13 protein-coding genes are annotated in these 12,641 nt (G+C 50.3%); 5 read left to right on the plus strand and 8 right to left on the minus strand.

All coding sequences use genetic code 11. From position 1 onward, the window contains the following. Positions 1-171: 171 nt before the first annotated feature. The 4 genes from tcyJ to ACRCWW_RS10615 all read right to left on the minus strand — a co-directional run bounded on the left by tcyJ (position 172) and on the right by ACRCWW_RS10615 (position 4,086). Positions 172-972 carry a cystine ABC transporter substrate-binding protein gene (tcyJ, locus tag ACRCWW_RS10600; protein ID WP_438682389.1) on the minus strand — a complete coding sequence of 267 codons (801 nt, stop codon included), beginning with the start codon at positions 970-972 and terminating at the stop codon, positions 172-174. An 85-nt stretch (positions 973-1,057) separates the two neighbouring features. Next, positions 1,058-1,606, minus strand: a complete 549-nt coding sequence (gene fliZ / locus ACRCWW_RS10605; RefSeq protein WP_438682390.1) for a flagella biosynthesis regulatory protein FliZ — start codon at positions 1,604-1,606, stop codon at positions 1,058-1,060. 52 nt (positions 1,607-1,658) lie between these two features. Continuing rightward, positions 1,659-2,390 (minus strand): RNA polymerase sigma factor FliA, encoded by a 732-nt coding sequence (locus ACRCWW_RS10610; protein ID WP_438682391.1) that lies wholly within the window; start codon positions 2,388-2,390, stop codon positions 1,659-1,661. Between the two features lie 172 nt (positions 2,391-2,562). Next, on the minus strand, positions 2,563-4,086 hold the full coding sequence (locus ACRCWW_RS10615; protein WP_438682392.1) for a flagellin N-terminal helical domain-containing protein: 1,524 nt from the start codon (positions 4,084-4,086) through the stop codon (positions 2,563-2,565). Between the two features lie 270 nt (positions 4,087-4,356). Between ACRCWW_RS10615 and fliD the strand changes: the two genes are divergently transcribed. The 4 genes from fliD (at position 4,357) to amyA (ending at position 8,143) form a co-directional block, all read left to right on the plus strand. Further along, entirely contained in the window at positions 4,357-5,766 is a 1,410-nt protein-coding gene (gene fliD / locus ACRCWW_RS10620; RefSeq protein ID WP_438682393.1) for a flagellar filament capping protein FliD, read from the plus strand. Positions 5,767-5,788: 22 nt separating this feature from the next. Then, entirely contained in the window at positions 5,789-6,199 is a 411-nt protein-coding gene (gene fliS, locus ACRCWW_RS10625) for a flagellar export chaperone FliS (RefSeq protein ID WP_330984415.1), read from the plus strand. Beyond that, positions 6,199-6,576: a flagella biosynthesis regulatory protein FliT gene (fliT, locus tag ACRCWW_RS10630; RefSeq protein ID WP_438682394.1), complete on the plus strand. Its 378-nt coding sequence runs from the start codon at positions 6,199-6,201 to the stop codon at positions 6,574-6,576. Before fliS ends, fliT begins: the two co-directional genes overlap by 1 nt. 79 nt (positions 6,577-6,655) lie before the next feature. Next, the gene (gene amyA / locus ACRCWW_RS10635; RefSeq protein WP_438682395.1) at positions 6,656-8,143 is read left to right on the plus strand and encodes an alpha-amylase; all 1,488 of its coding nucleotides are present in this window, start codon (positions 6,656-6,658) and stop codon (positions 8,141-8,143) included. A 104-nt stretch (positions 8,144-8,247) separates the two neighbouring features. Here the strand turns inward: amyA and yedD are convergent, their stop codons facing one another. From yedD to ACRCWW_RS10650, 3 genes are all read right to left on the minus strand, one after another. Next, a complete protein-coding gene (gene yedD, locus ACRCWW_RS10640; RefSeq protein ID WP_438682396.1) occupies positions 8,248-8,661 on the minus strand; it encodes a lipoprotein YedD in 414 nt (137 codons plus the stop codon). 61 nt (positions 8,662-8,722) lie between these two features. Beyond that, positions 8,723-9,166, minus strand: a complete 444-nt coding sequence (locus ACRCWW_RS10645; protein ID WP_438682397.1) for a DUF421 domain-containing protein — start codon at positions 9,164-9,166, stop codon at positions 8,723-8,725. 9 nt (positions 9,167-9,175) lie between these two features. Then, entirely contained in the window at positions 9,176-9,688 is a 513-nt protein-coding gene (locus tag ACRCWW_RS10650) for a hypothetical protein (protein ID WP_438682398.1), read from the minus strand. 262 nt (positions 9,689-9,950) lie between these two features. Between ACRCWW_RS10650 and ACRCWW_RS10655 the strand changes: the two genes are divergently transcribed. Beyond that, positions 9,951-11,393: a colicin-like pore-forming protein gene (locus tag ACRCWW_RS10655; RefSeq protein WP_438682399.1), complete on the plus strand. Its 1,443-nt coding sequence runs from the start codon at positions 9,951-9,953 to the stop codon at positions 11,391-11,393. Between the two features lie 703 nt (positions 11,394-12,096). On the opposite strand, the gene ACRCWW_RS10660 is transcribed toward ACRCWW_RS10655, so the two are convergent. Next, positions 12,097-12,408: a terminase small subunit gene (locus ACRCWW_RS10660; RefSeq protein WP_438682400.1), complete on the minus strand. Its 312-nt coding sequence runs from the start codon at positions 12,406-12,408 to the stop codon at positions 12,097-12,099. Positions 12,409-12,641: the final 233 nt, after the last annotated feature.

Genomic DNA, 12,641 nt, shown 5'->3' on the forward strand with positions numbered 1-12,641 from the left:
AGAACAAACTCGGTACGTAATGACATGGTATCTCTCGCATCCCAGGGCATAAGCGACTCCATAAACGGGTTCTTATGCCTTAGTTGTAAGTGTCTACCATGTCCCCGAACAAGTGTTCATGATGTCCCCGGACCGTACAGGGGAGAGGGTTAGGGTGAGGGGAACCGTAACTTATTTGGTTACATCCGCCCCAAACCACTTCTCGGAAAGCGCTTTCAGGCTGCCGTCTTTCTGCATTTCCGCAATCGCACCGTCTACGGCTTTCAGCAGGTCTTCGTTGCCTTTGCGCAGCGCAACACCAGACTCCTGACGGGAGAACGCTTCACCGGTCACAGCCAGCGTATTGTTGGTTTTCTTCACCAGATCCAGCGCCGCCAGGCGGTCTACCAGAATTGCATCGATACGGCCTACGCGCAGATCCTGATATTTGGTCGGATCGTCATCATAGGTACGCACATCCACGCCCTGCACGTTCTGGCGCAGCCACTCTTCATAGTTGGTGCCTAAGCCCACGCCGACTTTTTTGCCTTTCAGGTCAGCCGCGGTTTTGATGGTGCCTTCATTGCCTTTTTTCACCAGCGCCTGAATACCGGACACGGTGTACGGCGTAGAGAAGTCATATTTCTTCTTACGCACGTCGGAAATGGTCACCTGGTTAATCACCACGTCAATACGTTTGGAATCCAGCGAGGCCAGCATCCCGTCCCATTTGGTCGGTTTGAGGTCTGCTTTCACGCCGAGGTGTTTCGCCAGCTCCTGAGCAAACTCCACTTCAAAGCCGGTGAGTTTGCCGTCATCGCCCTGGAAACTGAACGGCGGATACGTGCCTTCCAGCCCAACGCGCAATGAACCACGCTCTTTGACCTGAGCCAGCAGGTTTTCAGCAGCGAACGTTTTGACGCTTGCGCCAGCAACCAGCGCAACGGCCATCATTCCCATCAGAGCCTGACGGCCCAACAGTGCTAATTTCATCCTTCCCCCGAAATATCGAATTTTTTTGCAGTGTAAGGGTTATCGCCAAAACAGCTAATACCCGTACGTTACATCTTATTCAAAATTAATATATATCAGAGGTCACCTGATACGCGAACTTCTGCGGCTCAACAACGGGACGACCATTCCGGTATTGCGAGTACTTGCGTAAGGCGATGCGATAATTATTGGTGCTGGTTGAAGGCAGCCACGGCGCGAGCGTTTCGTCCGGTTCATCGCCCAGCAGTTCGCGGTCGATTTTCAGCGCGGTCAGATGGTTCCCCAAACGACGCAGGCGAACCACATATTCACGCACCGTGCCGGGGCTCATATCAGTTTGTTCAAACAGATACTGCTTAAAGCCGAGGATATCGAAGAAGTCGCTCTGCTCTTTGCAGTGCAGGTCACCGCAGAATCGACAAAGCGCTACCCACTCCCGGCGTTCCAGCAGCCAGTCGGCTTCGTCCATCAGCGTATCAAGGCGGGAAATGGCAATTTTGTTGACGATTTCGCCCTGGCGGACCAGCGTGATGCGGTCCAGCAGTTTGTGGCAATGGGCGCAATGCGTCTGGCTGTGTTTAAAGTCTTTCAAATAGCGGCTTAAAGGCCGTCTTTTTACGTGCTGCACCGTCATGATAACTCCTGGTAGTCAATGCTATGTGCGGCATTTTTCCAGGCATGACAGCTTAGCCGCCCTCCTGGTACCGACCCAGTTTTGTACGCAAGCGCTTAATAGCCTGACTGTGAAGCTGGCTGACGCGTGACTCCCCTACTTCCAGCACGGCACCAATCTCTTTGAGATTGAGCTCTTCCTGGTAGTAAAGCGTCAGCACCAGCTGCTCACGTTCCGGCAGGGCTTCGATGGCCTCAATCACGCGGCTACGCAGATTACTCTCCATCAGCTGATGGAGCGGGTTCTCCTGCTGGTTTTCTTCAGTCACCAGCTCGATACTGTCGCCGTGCTCTTCCCGCCATTCGTCATAGGAGAAAAGCTGGCTGTTATTGGTATCGAGCAGCATCTGACGATACTCCTCAACAGCAATGCCAAGACGCTGGGCGACTTCCGTTTCCGTCGCGTTACGTCCCAGTTCCTGTTCCAGTTGTCCCATTGCCTGCGCCACTTCACGAGCATTGCGGCGGACGCTGCGCGGCACCCAATCGCGGCTGCGCAGTTCGTCCAGCATCGCGCCACGTATGCGCTGTACTGCGTATGTGGTAAATGCCGTGCCTTGCAGAGCATCGTAACGTTCGACGGCATTCAACAACCCAATGCCGCCCGCCTGAAGCAGATCATCCAGTTCCACGCTCGCCGGCAACCGCACCTGAAGGCGCAATGCTTCGTGTCGCACCAGAGGGACATAACGCTGCCACAGCGAGTGTTTATCCATTACACCTTCAGCGGTATAGAGTGAATTCACGATAAACAGCCCTGCAATAGTTGAGTTATCGGCATGATTATCCGTTTCTGGAGGGGTTTTAATCGAAGGAATAGTGGCTAAAAGGGGGGGTTATTTGGGGAGTTAAGTGAAACTCTGCAATGAAAAAACCCCGGCGAGCCGGGGTTTGTGAAGCAAATCAAGCTTTGACAGATTAGCCCTGCAGCAGAGACAGAACCTGCTGTGGAACCTGGTTAGCTTTTGCCAGCACGGAGTTACCGGCCTGCTGAATGATCTGCGCTTTAGACATGTTGGACACTTCGGTCGCATAGTCGGCGTCCTGAATACGGGACTGCGCTTCAGACAGGTTAGTGGTGGTGTTGTTCAGGTTGGTAACCGCAGAATCCAGACGGTTCTGTACCGCACCCAGGGAAGAACGGAATTTGTCGACCTGAGCAATCGCAGCATCCAGTGCTTTCAGTGGGTCAGTAGTGGTTGAAGTAACAGTTTCATGCAGTTCAGCACCGCTGCTGGTTTTACCGGTTTGCAGGTCAGCACCATCCAGATCAGCTTTGGCATAAGTTTTGGCATTCGCGCCAGTACCTACAGTAACAACTTCAGATTTACCATCAGCGCCGCCCAAAGTGACTGCTGCAGCGGTTGTTACGCCTGAAGCGTTGGTGTAGCTAACAGTTTTAGCGGTGAAGCTGGCTGCATTGGTGCCATCGTAGTCAGTTGCATAGATTTTGCCATCAGCCGCTTTCAGGCCGTAACCTGCGTCGGTTGTGTTGCCAGCAGAATCTGTAGAAGTCAGTTTGACCAGAGATACGTTGGTGTTATCAGCACCAGTCACGCCTGCAGCTGCAAGTGCGGCGGCGGCAGTAGTTGTATCAATAGCAGAAGTTGCAACCTGCTCTTTGGTTACTGCACCTGCGCTGCCCGGAATGGTCGCTGTCGCACCCAGATGAGTCGTGCCATCAGCATCAACGGTTACAGAATAGTCACCATTCGCGGTGGTGTTACCTGTACCGCCAGCAACAGTAGCGAAGTATGCATTGGTTGCAGCATCAAACTTGAAGGTTACAGTCGCAGCAGTGGTACCGTCCGCTGTATCAGCCAGGTCGGCAGTTGCCAGAGCGAGGGAATCTGTGCCATCAGTGTAAGTCGGAGTTGCACTGGTAACTGGCGCAGTTGTGATAGTTGGGATCTTCGCGACGTTGAAGCCGGACAGATTCAAAGTAGAAGAATCAATCTTCTGCAGGTTGATATCGATAGTCTGGCCATCGTTAGCACCAACCTGAATAGACATGGTGCCGTTTTTCGCCAGCACGTTCACGCCGTTGAACTGAGTCTGACCGGATACGCGGTCAATTTCGTCCAGACGGGATTTGATTTCGTCCTGGATGGAAGACAGGTCGGAATCGGAGTTGGTACCGGTAGAAGCCTGAACGGTCAGCTCACGGATACGCTGTAAGTTGTTGTTGATTTCAGACAGGGCGCCTTCAGTGGTCTGCGCCACAGAGATACCGTCGTTGGCGTTACGCGCAGCCTGAGTCAGGCCTTTGATGTTAGAAGTGAAGCGGTTAGCAATCGCCTGGCCCGCAGCATCATCTTTCGCGCTGTTGATACGCAGACCAGAAGACAGACGCTCGATGGAGCTGGACAGAGCAGACTGGTTCTTGTTGATGTTGTTCTGAGTGATCAGCGAGAGGCTGTTGGTATTAATGACTTGTGCCATGATTTCGTTTCCTGTTGTTCATCAAATCTGTGGATTAGATTTGGGTTTCCACCCGTCGGCTCAATCGCCGTCAATGTGGTTATCGTCGTGCCCCCACCAACCTTTAGATTTTTTTTCGCAAACCCCGAAATAATTTCTTAGCCGTCGAAATACTCTTCAGTCGTGCCTTTATTCCCGCCATTAAAAAAAGAAAATTAGCCGTAAACTTTGCGCCAATCCCGCCGATAACCCCGGTATTCATTCTACGTGTCGTTACATAAAGGAATAAATATGGCTAGTATTTCTACGCTGGGTGTCGGTTCGGGCCTGGACTTAAGCAGTATCTTAGACAGCCTTGAGGCTGCGGAAAAATCGACGCTGACGCCTATCTCCACTCAGCAGTCTTCTTACACCGCTAAGCTGAGCGCTTACGGCACGCTGAAAAACGCCCTCGCCTCTTTCCAGACGGCGAACACCGCCCTGAACAGCGCGGATCTTTTCACTGCGACCTCGACCACCAGTTCCAGCAGCGCGTTCAGCGCCACGACCACCGGCAGCGCGATTGCTGGCAAATACACCATCAGCGTGACGCAGCTGGCTCAGGCGCAAACGCTGACCACTCAGGCGACGCAAAGCGATACCAAAACGGCCATCGCCTCCAGTGACAGCACCATCACCATCCAGCAAGGTGGCGGTAAAAAGCCTGTCACCATTGATTTAAGCGCTGCGAATTCATCCCTCACCGGTATTCGTGATGCGATCAACAACGCTAAAGCAGGCGTTAGCGCCAGTATTATCAACGTCGGCAACGGCCAGTATCGCCTGTCCATTACCTCTGATGACACCGGCAAAGACAATGCCATGAGCATCAGCGTCAACGGCGACAGCTCGCTGCAAAGCTTTATGGGCTATGACGCTTCCGTAAGCACCAGCGGCATGAAAGAGAGCGTCACGGCACAGAATGCTTTGCTGACCGTCAACAATGTGGCGATCGAAAACAGCAGCAACACCATCAGTGACGCGCTGGAAGACATCACGCTGAACCTGAATGACGTCACCACCGGCAACCAGACGCTGACCATCAGCAAGGACACGTCAAAAGCTGAAAAAGCAATTAATGACTGGGTGACTGCCTATAACTCCCTGCAAGACACCTTCGCCTCGCTGACCAAATATACGGCGGTCGATGCCGGGACTGACGCGCAAGACTCCAGCAATGGTGCGCTATTGGGCGATACAACCCTGCGAACCATCCAGACCCAGTTGAAGAGTATTCTCGGTAACGGCGCGAGCGGGACGTCTTTTAAATCACTGTCACAAATTGGGATTACCACCGACCCGAGCACCGGTTCGCTGTCAGTTGATAAAACCAAGCTGGAAGCGGCATTGACTAAAGATGCCAGCGGCGTCGGTCAAATGCTGGTCGGCGATGGCAAAGACAGCGGGATCACCACTGTTGTGGGTAAAAACCTCACCAGCTGGCTCTCCAGCACCGGGATCATTCAGGCCGCCACTGACGGCGTGAGTAAGACCCTGAACAACCTGACTCAGCAATACAACGCAGCCAGCGATCGTATCGACACGATGATGGCGCGTTACAAAGCCCAGTTTACCCAGCTTGACGTGCTGATGAACTCGCTGAACTCCACCAGCAGCTACCTGACTCAGCAGTTTGATACTTCATCCAGCAGCAAAAGCTAATTAACTCAGCCCAGGAGCTAACATGTACGGCGCAAATGGCACACAGGCCTACGCAAAAATCGGAGTCGAAAGCGCGGTGATGAGCGCCAGCCAACAGCAACTGGTGAACATGCTGTTCGAGGGTGCGCTCAGCGCCCTGGTGCGCGCGCGCCTGTTTATGCAGGACAACAATCTGGAGGGGAAAGGCCTTTCCCTCTCGAAAGCGATAAACATCATCGAGAATGGCCTCAAAATCGGCCTTGATGAGAAAAGCGATGATGAACTCACGCAAAACCTGATTGCTCTGTACGCCTATATGGTAAGGCGTCTCCTGCAGGCCAATCTGCGCAACGAAATCTCCGCCGTTGAAGAGGTGGAGTACCTGCTGCGCAATATCGCCGATGCCTGGAAAGAAGTTGCCACCTCGCCCACTCTGATTCAGGACGCCGTCTAATGAGCACTGCACCGCACCTGTATAGCCTGTACCAGCAGCTTCTTGATCAAAGCCTCATCATGCTGCGACACGCCTCGGAAGGACAATGGGATGAATTAATCGCCTGTGAAATGGAGTATGTCAGAGCGGTGCAAAAACTGGCTGAAGCCACGCAAGATCTTGATCCCTCTTCAAGCGTGCAAGAGCAACTGAGGCCCGTTCTGCGGGCAATTCTGGACAATGAAACCGAGGTGAAGCGCCTGCTGCAGGCGCGGATGGATGAACTGTCGAAACTGGTGGGCCAGTCTTCGATGCAGAAATCAGTGCTGACCGCCTACGGCAAACAGGGCGGCCACGTCCTGGTGCCGCAGGAATCGCGCGACACCCCGACCAACTGAAACGCTTGCGCGCGCTGCGCGCCAGGCGTTTTCCTCTAAATACTCCATACTAGAGTCTCTTCCCACATGGAGTCTCAGTATGCGCAATCCTACCCTGTTGCAATGTTTTCACTGGTATTACCCCGCTGGGGGTGAACTGTGGCGGGAGGTCGAAGCGATTGCGCCCAACCTCAATGAAATTGGCGTCAACATGATTTGGCTGCCCCCGGCGTACAAAGGCGCGTCTGGCGGCTACTCCGTGGGATACGACAGCTATGACCTGTTCGATCTGGGCGAGTTTGATCAAAAAGGATCACGCCCGACCAAATACGGTGACAAAGAACAGCTGCTGAAAGCCATCGCCGCGCTGAAGGAGCATGACATCGCCGTGCTGCTGGATGTGGTGGTCAACCACAAAATGGGCGCAGACGAGAAAGAACGTATTCACGTTCAGCGCGTCAACGAACAAGACCGCACACAAATCGACGATGAAATCATCGAATGCGATGCCTGGACGAAATACACCTTCCCGGTTCGCGACGGCAAATATTCCCAATTTGTCTGGGATTACAAATGCTTCAGCGGCGTGGACCACATCGAAAACCCCGATGAGAACGGCGTGTTCAAAGTCGTCAATGATTACACCGGCGAAGGCTGGAACGATCAGGTCGACGGTGAGCTGGGGAACTTTGACTATCTGATGGGCGAAAACATCGATTTTCGCAATCACGCGGTAACGGAAGAATTAAAATACTGGGCGCGCTGGGTGATGGAGCAGACCGGCTGTGACGGTTTCCGTCTCGATGCGGTGAAACACATCCCGGCCTGGTTCTACAAAGAATGGATTGAGCACGTGCAGGAAGTGGCCCCGAAACCGCTGTTTATCGTGGCGGAGTACTGGTCGCATGAGGTTGAGACGCTGCAAAACTACATCAATCAGGTTGACGGTCAGACGCTGCTGTTCGATGCACCGCTACAGATGAAATTCCACGAGGCCTCACGTCTTGGCCGCGATTACGACATGAGCCAGATTTTCACCGGCACGCTGGTCGAAGCCGATCCTTTCCACGCCATGACGCTTGTGACCAACCACGACACCCAGCCGCTTCAGGCGCTGGAAGCCCCGGTTGAACCGTGGTTTAAACCGCTGGCCTACGCACTGATTCTGCTGCGTGAGAACGGCGTGCCTTCCGTGTTCTATCCGGATCTGTTTGGCGCGATTTATGAAGATACCGGCGGTGACGGCAACACCTACAAAATCGAGATGCCGGTGATTGAGCAATTGCACGAGCTGATCGACGCCCGCCAGCGTTTCGCCCACGGCGTGCAAACGCTGTTTTTCGACCATCCTAACTGCATTGCCTTCAGCCGCAGCGGCACAGATGAAGCGCCAGGCTGCGTGGTGGTGCTCTCGAATGGAGATGAGGGCGAAAAACAAATCGCGCTGGGGGAAAACTACGGCAACAAACGCTGGAAGGATTTTCTCGCGAACCGGGAAGAGACGGTGGAAACCGACGAAAGCGGTACGGGCGTATTTACCTGCAAAGGAGGAAGCGTCAGCGTGTGGGTGATGGAGGATGTGCTTTAACAGGGGCTTTGCCGGGCGGCGCTTCGCTTGCACCGGCCTACAAACCACGGTATTCCAAGTAGGCCCGGTAAGGCGCCAGCCGCCACCGGGCATGTTCAAAGACTTTATGGCAATGGGGACAACAGAGGATTTTTTTCCAGATAGTCGGCACATTCCTGGGTAGGACGATCCACGCGTTTCAGCGTCATGCGATCGTACTCAATACGCTCACCTTCGCGATCGATAGCGTAAACATCGCGCTTGTTGGTGACGTTATAAACATCCTCATCACGCTGCATCAATTTGCCCGGCAGCGCGATAACGCGTTTCCACTGGCGGCAATCCAGCGTGTCGCCCTGCGGCGTGACAATCAGCGTCGCAATGGCTTCCGGGCTGACCATCGCACTTTGTGGCCCTTCTGACTGCCAGTAGCCCGCAAGCCCTGTCGGTGCGGGAGCCTTAACCACGTCGTTATAGTTATCAATCTGAACACACCCGCTCAGCGCCAGCATCGCGCCAATCATCGCAAACTTTTTCATCACTCATCCTGCAAACCGTGAAAAAAATATTGTGTCATTAAAGGGCTATCGCTTCCAGCCTTTACTTCTGCGGAATGATGGAGATATGACCATTAGTTTCGAGGATGGCGAACTTAATTTCTGCAAGCTCTGTCAGCCCCTGATTGTTGCGCGCCGACACCATAATGTCATCGACAGAGATATCCGCCATTTTCATTTTGTCCCGCATCAACACACCATTTTCCACCAACACCACCGCCGTGCCATCTATCATCTCTTCAGCACCGGGGAGATATTTTTTAAGTTTGCCAAACAGCATATCCATCACGATGAGGGTAATGATGCACAGCGCCGCGCCGGTGACGGAAAAATCGTTGCCGAGCAGCCCCTGCTGGGTGGCCTCACTGATGATCAGCAGCAAAATCAGGTCAAACGACGTCATCTGCAATAACGCCCGTCGCCCGGCGATTTTGAACACCACCACCAGAATCAGGTAAATCGTGACGGCTCGCAGGATCATATCCATGGGCAGCGCTTACGGATAAATAAACTGGGAAAGGACAACAGGCGGCTGCTGGTTCACCTGCAGCGTCGACTTCACGCTTCCTGCATCACGCGACTGCACGCTGAGCCAGACCGTGTGTGTGCCGCCCTGTGGCTGATCGTGAAACTCTAGCGTCATCGCCCCGTGATGGCTGGTAAAGCGCCAGGGCTGCGGATAGAGCGTGTTGATCTCAAACGCGTCCATAAACTGCCCGCCCAGCGTTACCGTATAACTGTCGCTGGCAGGCACGTTGAGCGTCAATTTCAGGTCCATGTCGCTTTGATTGCGCCCAAAACGCTCGTAGTTCACGCTCAACGACTGGTCCGAATTCACCACGCTGGCATTACTGAAGAAGCCTTTCGAAAACAGGCCGCAGAACCCGGCAAGGAGCACCAAAATCAGCAGCACAAAGCCGTACTGCCGGGCGGCATTCTCCACCCGAAGCCAGAAAAGATGCTCTGCGACAGGCGCATGGGACGACGATGAGGATTTGCTGCCAGCCATAATGACCTCGACGCGTTGACGAACCGTAGAGGAAAGTATAGTAGGTTACACTGTGCTTTCAGGATCGAAATGAGTATTTTCTTGCTTATTCTTAAACTTATTCAGCCTACAGGAAAACTACTGACTTTTTAATCCAAAATAAAACCAACCTGCAACCTAAAGTATATTGAAAAATTCTTTTTAGGATCAATTAAATTATTGATCCTAAAATAATCACAGTATATTTTTTAACCAACACCCACAAACAAAGAAGGATAAAGTTATGGCTTGGACTGGTTTTGGTGGAAGTTGGTCTAATGGAGTTCACAGTGGCGGGGACGACTCAGGCAGTATTGGTGGAGGTAGTAGCAGAGGAATGCGCGCACCTACACCTTCCGAAGTTGCATCTCAATTTAACAGTCACGGTGGTACTCAAATTTCAGCATCGCAGGTGTCAAATATAAGAAGTGATGGCTCTGGAGGTTATACTGCCGATATTAGAGGCGCAGATAACAGAGTATCTTCTGAAGCTGGTAGTCGCACCTCTAACTCTGTTGGTGGATTCTCTGGTATATTAACCTCAAGTGGAAAAGGGACTAACGGTGGAAGCTCTTCAAGCGCAGATACCTCAACATCACCCAAAGGATGGAATATCAAGCCAGGAAACTGGAGTAAGTTACCAGATGAGTTTGATACAACAGTAGATCAATTTAAGTACAAAGTTAAACTTGATCAAAAAGGTAAAACCATCTCGGTAACGCAAACATCCCAACGCCCATATACAAAAGGTGAAAATTTAAAAGTTGCTGTTGCGAAATCACAAAATAAAAAACCAGGTGATTTATTTCCAGAACTGGATTTTTCAAAAGGTGAACCCGAACGGCAAGCTAAAGCAAGAAAGGAAGCTGAAACATCGTGGAAAACCTTGCCACCTAACATCCGGCACTTTGATATTAGCGTTGATGGTTTTAGCTATGCGGTAAAGGTTGACGACCATGGTAATACAACATCAGTACAAAAAACTAAAGACCGCCCATATACGAAAGCTGAGATTCTGAAAGTTGCGGTAGCAAAATCAAATAATAAAAAACCTGGTGAAATGTTTCCTGATCTAGATTTTGCTAAAACAGACCCAGCCAGAAAGGAAATGGCAACTCAAAGTGCACAGGATATGTTCAGCTCATTTCCAACAAATCCTATAAGCATAGCCTCTGATTTTTATAAATCACTGTCAGAAAAATTTGGCGATAAATTAGCCAAAGAAGCCAAGACATTAGAAGCTGCGGCAAAAGGAAAAAAATTGCGGAATGTATCGGAAGCCTTAACTGCCTTTGATAAATATAAAAACAATCTTAATAAAAAATTCAGTACTTCAGACAGAATTGCAATAGCAAAAGCGCTCGAATCCATTGACAAATCTACAATGGCCGCTCAATTAAAAAAATTTAGCAAATTATTTGGGGTCGTTGGAGAAGCCTTGCAATGGAGTGACTTTCTGAATGCAGTAGCAAAAGGATTTCGTACTGGCTCATGGAATGAAGCTGTCATTGCTGGTGAAAAGATAGCAGCAACAAAACTTGCGTCACTTTTAGTTGTGGTTGCATTTAGTACAATCGCAACAACCCCTATTGGCATCATCGGCTTCTCTGCGATTCTAGCAATAACAGCCGCGTTAATTACAGATAAAGAAATACAAAACCTCAATAAGTTTATTCTTCAGTTGTAATTCAGAAAAGCAAGAGGCCACTACCTCTTGCTTAATTTGTAAAAGAACAAAACAAAGCCTAATGGGAGAGAAAGTATAAGGCACAATGTAAATATTCCATTATTCCAGTATTTAAGGGGTATTTCACCTCGCTTGCTCCCTCTAAAAAAACTTACAACGAATGGAAAAAACAGACTGCTGGTGACACAATATGATACTAAGATCATGGTTTCATTCACGCTTAGCTCTGATTTAGTGATCACTATCGCACAAACCAGAGCATAAAAACACAAACACAGACACAAATCAGAAATATACCTACTCATTATTAACTTCCTTATGAAAAACTAAACACATACGTCTGTATACAATATTATTAACTCTTTGTCCATTGAGTTAATAACAATTTAGTATCAGTGCGTACAAATGAATTAATTGAATGCAGTATCCGTAGATATTTTATAATAGATACAAGATATAACGCCTCGCAAAAATAGATCGTAAACCAAATGACGAAGTCAGACTAATTACGCTGATACATTCCCTAGTACACGAATTACTTCGTAGAAGGTTTTGTTGCCTTTTCTCTATCTGCTTTATAAATGCGTATAAATTATTGTATTCATTTAGCAATTCGAGGTTCTTAAACCTAATCACCCACTTAATCCCCTTAAGGATGATCTCAGCATTGCCCTTATTAACGTTCTGTATTGTGGTGCTAATATCAAGACCTGCGAGAGTTGCCCGTCTGACTTTTCACCTTCAGGCTGCCATCGTCATTAAGAATATCCAGCATATCCATTTGTTCTATCGCAACTATGTGTCGCAACACATTATCAGCATCAACTCCAAAATATTCGTTGCGCTTCGTTTTGAGTTCGATAATTATGTTCTGGATGTCTGGTGTTGTGAGGTTTTCCGTACCAGATGTCCGAGCGGTTCTTGCGCAGTTCCCCGCCCACATAGCCGCTTGCGCGGTATTTAAATCGATGAGGTACCCACGACAGAACATTTCTTGTTTGTCGGTAAGTACCATGATTATCTCTTCTTAATAAGGACATTTTATGCCAAGTCGTTCTCGCAAACTCAAATTTCAAGTTGGCGACATTGTTTATTTAGTAAGCGGTGGTCCTAAATAGCTGCGCCGAATAGTAGATCACTTAAAGGGAACTCAGCCCGGATTGTGCGATCTGATCAATCGCCAAACCAACCAAAATCACCAACTGGACTGAGCAATGCCGATCATAGCACCCATCCCCCGAAATGAAC

Source organism: Scandinavium sp. (assembly GCF_051650185.1).
Taxonomy (GTDB): Bacteria; Pseudomonadota; Gammaproteobacteria; order Enterobacterales; family Enterobacteriaceae; genus Scandinavium.

What these genes read in the sequence shown, in the direction of transcription:
- tcyJ (WP_438682389.1), bottom strand. Translation starts at nt 972, where the DNA reads ATGAAATTAGCACTGTTGGGCCGTCAGGCTCTGATGGGAATGATGGCC.
- fliZ (WP_438682390.1), bottom strand. Translation starts at nt 1,606, where the DNA reads ATGACGGTGCAGCACGTAAAAAGACGGCCTTTAAGCCGCTATTTGAAA.
- ACRCWW_RS10615 (WP_438682392.1), bottom strand. Translation starts at nt 4,086, where the DNA reads ATGGCACAAGTCATTAATACCAACAGCCTCTCGCTGATCACTCAGAAC.
- fliD (WP_438682393.1), top strand. Translation starts at nt 4,357, where the DNA reads ATGGCTAGTATTTCTACGCTGGGTGTCGGTTCGGGCCTGGACTTAAGC.
- fliS (WP_330984415.1), top strand. Translation starts at nt 5,789, where the DNA reads ATGTACGGCGCAAATGGCACACAGGCCTACGCAAAAATCGGAGTCGAA.
- fliT (WP_438682394.1), top strand. Translation starts at nt 6,199, where the DNA reads ATGAGCACTGCACCGCACCTGTATAGCCTGTACCAGCAGCTTCTTGAT.
- amyA (WP_438682395.1), top strand. Translation starts at nt 6,656, where the DNA reads ATGCGCAATCCTACCCTGTTGCAATGTTTTCACTGGTATTACCCCGCT.
- yedD (WP_438682396.1), bottom strand. Translation starts at nt 8,661, where the DNA reads ATGAAAAAGTTTGCGATGATTGGCGCGATGCTGGCGCTGAGCGGGTGT.
- ACRCWW_RS10645 (WP_438682397.1), bottom strand. Translation starts at nt 9,166, where the DNA reads ATGGATATGATCCTGCGAGCCGTCACGATTTACCTGATTCTGGTGGTG.
- ACRCWW_RS10650 (WP_438682398.1), bottom strand. Translation starts at nt 9,688, where the DNA reads ATGGCTGGCAGCAAATCCTCATCGTCGTCCCATGCGCCTGTCGCAGAG.
- ACRCWW_RS10655 (WP_438682399.1), top strand. Translation starts at nt 9,951, where the DNA reads ATGGCTTGGACTGGTTTTGGTGGAAGTTGGTCTAATGGAGTTCACAGT.
- ACRCWW_RS10660 (WP_438682400.1), bottom strand. Translation starts at nt 12,408, where the DNA reads ATGGTACTTACCGACAAACAAGAAATGTTCTGTCGTGGGTACCTCATC.